Origin of the sequence: Pectobacterium brasiliense, from assembly GCF_013449685.1 — a bacterium.
Lineage (GTDB): Bacteria > Pseudomonadota > Gammaproteobacteria > Enterobacterales > Enterobacteriaceae > Pectobacterium > Pectobacterium brasiliense_A.
This window is the reverse complement of the sequence record NZ_JACDSF010000028.1, coordinates 206,430-212,711: the sequence shown is the minus strand read 5'-3', so window position 1 is coordinate 212,711 and position 6,282 is coordinate 206,430. Positions and strand designations below refer to the sequence as shown.

The window sequence follows — 6,282 nt, the reverse complement described above, 5'->3', positions numbered from 1 at the left end:
TTTCCAGCGATTATTGTAGAAAAATAAACACGATGAGCAGAGCATCACTGATGCTGAAGATAATCGTGCGGCCGATATCATTCAGACTCACTCACCCGAATCACTGACCTAAGTAAGCTCATCGGGATTAAATGAGAGAGATTCTGTCTATCACCGAAGGCCAGTCGTTGGCTGGTCAAATTCGTTCCCGACGAATTTGACCTTCTCTTGCCGCGTTATTCGGCCTTTGGGGTCAGCACAAGCGCTGTTCAAAAACGCCTTGCCGTTTTTTTCCTGAAACTCGAATTATTTTGAGCATAATGTTATGGCACAGCCAACACCGCACAATTACATAAGTCATCACTTTCAAAGTTGGTTATATCACCTGCCTGCATGCCAGGAGCAGGGAAAACGCGAACAGTAAGTGGTTTATTTAGGCGAAAAGCCATCGTCCCAGTGTCTCTCATTAAAGCAGAAAGTTTATCAATAGATACATCACCGGGAACAGGAACAGTATCCAACCCAATTCCGCAAACCGCGCTGTAAGTCAGCAGTGCACGAATATCAAAATTTGATTTCACAGAGCCATTGGCTAAACCTTGATCTTCGGTTAATGCAAGCATTAATCCAGAAAAACCTACTAATTCTGTCTCTTTTACTGATTTAAATACTTTGGTTAATAGCCCTGATGCTTCAACAGTACCTGATGCACCAAAGTATTCGACCCCCATCTGTTCATAGACTTCTGCCATACTGGCACAATTTTTAGAGGGAGCTGCCGAACTATCGAAACCTGAAAATTTAAAAGGAAAATCCATTTCTGCATGTGTAATAATATTTTTAATTGCTGAGATATGATACTGAAGCGCTGTGCTCAGTATAGTATAATAATTACTGAATAGTTCATTATGATTTTTTATACCTTTCTCTTTATTGAAGGTTTTTAATGTATTAACCAGTAGGTCGGGGGTTTCAAGGCCAATGACAAAGCAATCCCCTAATTCTTTTTTGTGATATCCAGCCGGAAAGTAAGGAATCAGTGGTTTGCAATTGAAGTTGACTGTAAAATTAAAGTTTCCCTCACCCCGAGGAGTTATTATACTGATTTTTTTTACACATGAAGCGGCAGTTTTAATAAGCTCATTGTCGACAATGCCATAATCATCTAAGGGGATATTTACACAGGCATTACACAAATCGCCAAACTCATTGATGAGATCAGGCAGTATCTCAATTTCTCTTGTTGTTTTTGCTTCACCAATAGCAAACCTTACCCTTACTCCTGAGTGATTATTGTGAGCCAATAACTCGCTAATATAGTGTAAATCAGCTCGGGCATTCTCTATACTGCTTATATTGAGATATTCCCCAAATGGATTGGTGACAATGCGAATGGACTGTACCGTGTAGTGGTGACGTTGAAACTCTGCCATTAAATCTGATAAAAATTTTGAGGCTTTATTAATTTCTGTCTTCCAACTCTCTTTATCGTGACTTAATGATAGAAACGTTGTCACAGTCCGTATTTTACAAAGTGCTTTCTCTTTATAATCCACTAGGTTCTCCTTGGAAACTATTGCCATACAGTGAGTGATTCTGTCATATCATCCTACTCGCCATAGCAAAAAAAATACAATGGCATTTGATGTACACGGAGACATGTCCTGCTTTTTTATACGCATTAATATGTATGAGTCGCGATTGGAACTGAGGCATTATCTTGAAAAATAGCGTGTTGCTGGTTTTGATATGGATGCATACCCGATTTTCCACTATTACTGAAGTGCGCGAGGCGGTACGCAAGTATTCCCAATGGCGTGATGCCTCGCGCTGATCCCTTATTCTGCGCGTGATTCAATGGCCTGAGTTTTTTGCCAGCTCGGCAGATTTTTCAGGCGCTGTGAGTAGCGCTGAATATTCGGGAAGCGCTCGCCGGGAACGAGTCTCTCCACGACGGTGTTAATAACAAAGCCCAGCATAATATCTGCGCCACTCAGCTTATCGCCTACGATAAATTCCCGTGAAGATAGCGCATCGTCTAAGAATGAAAAGACTTTCTCGAATTCGTTGTCAGCGTAATCTTCGAGGAAATTTAGCGTGGTGCCGGTATTCTTTTCAAACTCGCCAAAGATCTTCAATAAAACCGGGAGCATGGCGGAGCTTTCCGCAAAGTGTATCCATTGAAGGTAGTCAATGTATTCGGCCGCGTTTGCATCTGGGGCCAGGTGTTTTGCGTGGCGATTGATCAGGTATTCAACGATAGCGCCGGATTCTGCGATGATCTTGCCATCTTCTTCAATCAACGGCGATTTACCTAAAGGATGGATCGCTCTCAAGGAGGCCGGTGCTAAATGCGTTTTTTCATCCCGCTGATATCTGACAAGCTCATAAGGTATCCCTGCTTCTTCAAGCAGCCAGAGGATACGCACAGACCGCGAATCATTAAGATGATGCAATTTTAATCCCATATCACGCTTCCTTAAGTCCTGATGGTTTGAGCTGATCGCTATGATGTTGTTTCCATTACGCGTATTGATCCCATATCACACAGGCAGAGTAGCGGTTCTGCTGGCTCACGGCTAACAAGGCTATTTTTGAGGGGGCATAAATATTTTTATGAGATGGTTATGCCCACGAATGCTGAATAAAAAATAGGACCCGCTATCACCGCACCACACACATCGGCTGTCCTGAGACGGGTTCGGCGTGGATCTCCGCATCAATGCTGAATACCTGCTGTAGCAATGTCGGTTTCATTACCTCGTGCGGTGAGCCCTGCGCCATCACGCGTCCACCTGCCAGCATCACCAGATGATCGCAGTAGCGGCTGGCCTGATTCAGATCGTGCAAGACGGTCACGACCGTTTTGCCCGCGTGATTCAGTTCACGCAGCAGCTTCATTAACTCGACCTGATGATTAATATCGAGATAGGTTGTCGGCTCATCGAGCAGGACGACGGGCGTATCCTGCGCCAGCAGCATCGCCAGAAATGCCCGCTGACGTTGTCCTCCGGATAAGTCGGTTAACCGTTTGTCGGCGAGGTCGACGATGTGCGTTTTCTCCATTGCGAGCTGCACGTGCTGGCGATCGTCCTGCGATAACCGTCCCCACAGTGACAGCCAAGGGCTGCGCCCGTAGGCCACCATGTCGCGCACGGTGATCCCCTCTGGCGTCAAATGCTGCTGCGGTAACAGCGCCAGATGGCGTGAGAGCTGGCGGGCAGAGAACGCAGAGAGCGACTTGCCGTTGAGCTGAATAGCACCGGACTCTGGGATAAGCAGCTTGGCAAAGCACTTCAGCAGCGTTGATTTGCCGCAGCCGTTGGGGCCGAGCAGGGCAGTAATTTTTCCGGCGGGTAGCGACAGCGACAATCCATCAAGAATACGCTTGTCGCCATAGCCCGCCGTCAGGTTTTGTGTTGTCAGTTCCATTTAGCGCATTCTCACGAGAAGCCAAAAAAACCAGGGCGCGCCAATAATGGCAGTGAGCACCCCTGCGGGTAATTCCATCGGGGGGTTCAGCGTGCGCGCCAGCAGATCGGCAAGCAGCAGTACCAATGCACCGGCAACAGCAGAGGTTGGGAGGAGCCAGCGGTGCTGTCCTCCCACCAGATAGCGGATCAGATGCGGCACCACGAGGCTGATAAAGCCGATAGGCCCGCACACGGCCACGCTGGTTGCGGCGAGTGCGACGGCGAGCGCTAACCCCCAAAACTGAATGCGTCTGATATTCACGCCCAGCGTGCTGGCGCGGTCGTCGCCCAGCGCGAGCAAATCCAGATCGCGGCAAAAGCGCAGGCTGAGTGGAATCAATACGCAGAGGACGGGCAGCGCGACCATGACGAATGACCAGTCACGTCCCCACAGGCTACCCGTCAGCCACAGCAGCGCGTTGTTGATATCCTGCGGACGGGAGAGAATCAGGTAGTCGGTGACGCTTGCCCAGGTGGCAGATAGCGCGACGCCGATGAGCGCCAGCCGCATCGGGGATGATGCTCCAGCAATGAGTCTCAGGAGCAGCAACCCGGCAATGCCTCCGATAAACGCGAGCAGCGGTAGCCAGATCACGGGCAGCGCAGGCACCAGCATCAGTGCGCCGACGGTCGCCAGACTCGCCGCGTGATTCACGCCGAGAATATCCGGCGATGCCAGCGGGTTACGCACAATCCCTTGCACCAGCACGCCGGAAATAGCCAGTGCCGCGCCGACGAACAGCGCCAGCAGCACGCGGGGCAAACGGTATTGGGTCAGGACATAATGATGTTCGCTGGTGCTGTGCCAGCCGCTCATCAGCGCCGACCACGGCAGCGGAATCGCGCCCATGCGCAGCGACAGAATGCTGGTGGCGAGTAACAGCAGCGTAATCGAGATGAACACAATCATGGGACGCATTATCCTCGCCTCCTTGCCAGCCACACGAAACAGGGAGCGCCGATCAGTGCCAGTACCGCGCCAGCAGGCAGTTCGCCCGGCCAGGCGAGCGCACGGGCAAGCAGATCGGCAAGTAACATAAACGCCGCACCCATCAGCATGCTCATGGGGAGCAGCTTTCTCTGGTCGTAACCGATCCAGAAACGCGCCAGATGCGGTATCAACAGGCCGATAAACGCGACCGGACCGGCGACGCTCACGCAGGCACCCACCAGAATCAGCACGGCCAGATTGAGGATTAGGCGCAGACGACCTAAGTTGACGCCCAGCGTGTGGGCACTCACGTCACCGATGTTCAGCAGATTAAGCTGGTTAGCCAGCAGCAGGACAACAGGAGTGACGGTGATGACAAACGGGAAGAGTTGCCAGAATTCCACCCAGCGCGCGTGCGATACGCCGCCTGCCAGCCAGTAAAAAATGCCATAGGCGTGATCTTCCGCCAGCAGAAGCGTAATCCGCGTTAAGGCCATGCACAGCGCAGAAAGCGCGACGCCCGCCAGAATCAGCCGATTGCGATCGAGCGTTTGTCGCCAGCCGCCGCCTGCGGCCATCACCATCAGCCAGCACAGGCCGCTGCCGCAGGCGGCAACAAAGGCGATAGGGTAACCGGAGAGTGAAGAACTGAATGCGCTGGTCAGCGCCATTGCCAGCGCCGCGCCGCTGTTGATGCCGAGCAGAGAAGGAGAAGCCAGAGGATTATGGGTCAACGTCTGAAGCAGGGCACCGGACAATGCCAGACTGGCGCCGATCAGGACGGCAACCAGACTGCGTGGCAGGCGCAGGTTGAGCACCAGCGCCTCGGGGAGCGAAGAGGGCGATCCCGTTACCAGTGCTTTGATTGCACTTAAGGCGGGAATGGGGATCGCGGAATAACAGAACAGGCTAAGCCAGAACACGCCCAGCAGTGCCGCTATTGGCAATCCCCAACGCCAGAATGGATGAAAACTTTGCCTCATTGCTCGCTGCTGACGCTAATGGGTTGATGCTTAAAAATCTTTACTGTATCGCTGCCGATGCGTTCCGCGGCAAAAATACCGCGCATCCGCGCCCAGGCATTGCTGTCAACGGCGGCAATCTGCTGTTTTTGCTGCGCTTCCAGCAGGTTCCAGAGCGTATCCTGCTGCCAACGTTTCACAATACTTTCTTCGCGATAGTGCGTCACGATCAGCCACTGTGGGTTAATCGCCAGCAACTGTTCCAGATTGATGGAAGCCATCGGGGCATTATTAATCGGTTTTGGCACGCTCAGACCGAGGGCGGCCAGCACGCTGCCGGTGTAGGCATCGTTGGAGTACAGGTTAAACTGCTGCTCGCGCGAGGTGCCGAAGACCACATTGGTGCCTTGGGGAAGCTGGGCGGCGTAGGCTTTCATCGTCTCGCGATGCTGGGCCAGACGAGCCTGCATCACGCTGTCTTTCCCCAACACCTTGCCGATGATCTCCGCAGAGTGCAGGTTCTCTTCATAGGTTTCGTTGCGCGATTTTAGCAGCAGCACCGGTGCAATCGCTTTCAGCGCCGTGTAAATGCCGCTATGACGGCTGCTGTCGGCGATAATCAAATCCGGCTTCAATGCGCTGATGGCTTCCAGGCTTGGCTGTGCGCGCGTGCCTACGGAATGCCAGGGTTTAAGATGTTCGCGGACTTCTGTCAGGATCCGATCGGGATCGTTGTCATCGGCGATCCCGACTGGGCTGACATCTATCGCGGCCAGCGCATCGGCAAAAGACAGTTCCAGCACCACAATACGCTGAGGTGGTGTGTCGAGCGTAAAGGAACCTTGTTCATCCTGCACGGTTACCGCATTGGCGCGGCCCAGTCCGAACAAACAAAGTGTTGCAATCAGTGCAACGCGAATTAGAGCAGACATAGCGT

The 6,282-nt window shown here is 52.0% G+C and carries 6 protein-coding genes; all 6 read right to left on the bottom strand.

Translation table 11 applies throughout. The features are described 5' to 3' along the window. Window positions 1-302 precede the first annotated feature (302 nt). The 6 genes from H0248_RS12890 to H0248_RS12865 all read right to left on the bottom strand — a co-directional run bounded on the left by H0248_RS12890 (window position 303) and on the right by H0248_RS12865 (window position 6,277). Window positions 303-1,535, bottom strand: a complete 1,233-nt coding sequence (locus tag H0248_RS12890; protein ID WP_180786218.1) for a DUF711 family protein — start codon at window positions 1,533-1,535, stop codon at window positions 303-305. Between the two features lie 282 nt (window positions 1,536-1,817). Then, window positions 1,818-2,447 carry a glutathione S-transferase family protein gene (locus H0248_RS12885; RefSeq protein WP_014914465.1) on the bottom strand — a complete coding sequence of 210 codons (630 nt, stop codon included), beginning with the start codon at window positions 2,445-2,447 and terminating at the stop codon, window positions 1,818-1,820. A 196-nt stretch (window positions 2,448-2,643) separates the two neighbouring features. After that, the gene (gene fecE, locus H0248_RS12880; protein WP_180786217.1) at window positions 2,644-3,411 is read right to left on the bottom strand and encodes a Fe(3+) dicitrate ABC transporter ATP-binding protein FecE; all 768 of its coding nucleotides are present in this window, start codon (window positions 3,409-3,411) and stop codon (window positions 2,644-2,646) included. Next, window positions 3,412-4,371, bottom strand: coding sequence for a Fe(3+) dicitrate ABC transporter permease subunit FecD (gene fecD / locus H0248_RS12875; protein ID WP_180786216.1), 960 nt, complete (start codon window positions 4,369-4,371; stop codon window positions 3,412-3,414). Next, window positions 4,371-5,366, bottom strand: a complete 996-nt coding sequence (gene fecC, locus H0248_RS12870) for an iron-dicitrate ABC transporter permease FecC (protein WP_180786215.1) — start codon at window positions 5,364-5,366, stop codon at window positions 4,371-4,373. The genes fecD and fecC overlap by 1 nt, the downstream gene beginning before the upstream one ends. Continuing rightward, entirely contained in the window at window positions 5,363-6,277 is a 915-nt protein-coding gene (locus H0248_RS12865) for a Fe(3+) dicitrate ABC transporter substrate-binding protein FecB (protein WP_180786214.1), read from the bottom strand. Before H0248_RS12865 ends, fecC begins: the two co-directional genes overlap by 4 nt. Window positions 6,278-6,282: the final 5 nt, after the last annotated feature.